Raw genomic sequence first — 741 nt, forward strand, 5'->3', positions numbered from 1 at the left:
GGATGTACCCCACCCGCCCGGGCGAGCCGCACCCGGCCGACCTCCCCGAGCGGTTCGGCGCCTACCTCACCGACCTCGTGCTCTTCGGCCTGCTGACGTGGGTCACGGCGCTGCCGAGCCTGCTGTTGGACGGGCCCGCTGCCCCCGTCGCCGCCCTGACCGCGGCCGGGCTGCTGTTCTGCTACTCGCCACTCACCACCGCCCGCTGGGGCGGCTCCCCGGGAAAGCTGCTGTTCGGACTGCGCGTCGCGCACGCGCAGGACGGCGGTGCCCTGCCCTACCGGATCGCCCTCGGCCGGCACCTGACCCACGTCGGCATGATCGCGCTGTGCGGCGTCGACCAGCTCTGGTCCCTGCGGGACGAGCCGCTCCAGCAGTGCCTGCACGACCAGGCCGCCGGCACCGTCGTCGTCCGCGTGGAGGCGCCGGAGCCGTGGGTGCCGGGCGGCCTGTGACCCGGTGCCGCGCCGCGCGCCCTCGGAACCCGTAGGCCCGCGGCAGCGTGCGTGGAGCCCCGGCCGCCTCGTGGCGACCGGGGCTCCACGCGTGGCCACCCGTTTCTCGGGGCGCGCCGAGCGGGCGGCTCCGGCCGGGGCCGCGGTGCCGTCAGGCGCCGGCCAGTTCGTCGCGCACCTCGCGGAAGGCGGCCACCGCGCGGCGTACGTCATCGGTGGAGTGCGCCGCCGAGAGCTGGACGCGGATGCGGGCCTTGCCCTTGGGTACGACCGGGTAGGAGAAGTC

The 741-nt window shown here is 76.4% G+C and carries 1 protein-coding gene and 1 pseudogene; one reads left to right on the plus strand and one right to left on the minus strand.

What is annotated here, in order from left to right:
* Positions 1-455: RDD family protein (locus tag KUM32_RS42375; RefSeq protein WP_217146905.1), on the plus strand; the 455-nt coding region annotated here is incomplete at its 5' end.
* 151 nt (positions 456-606) lie between these two features.
* Here the strand turns inward: KUM32_RS42375 and KUM32_RS44620 are convergent.
* Positions 607-741 (minus strand): annotated as a pseudogene (locus tag KUM32_RS44620) (glycine C-acetyltransferase); the annotation flags it as partial.

The sequence above is a fragment of the Streptomyces sp. AC627_RSS907 genome (genome assembly GCF_019049165.1).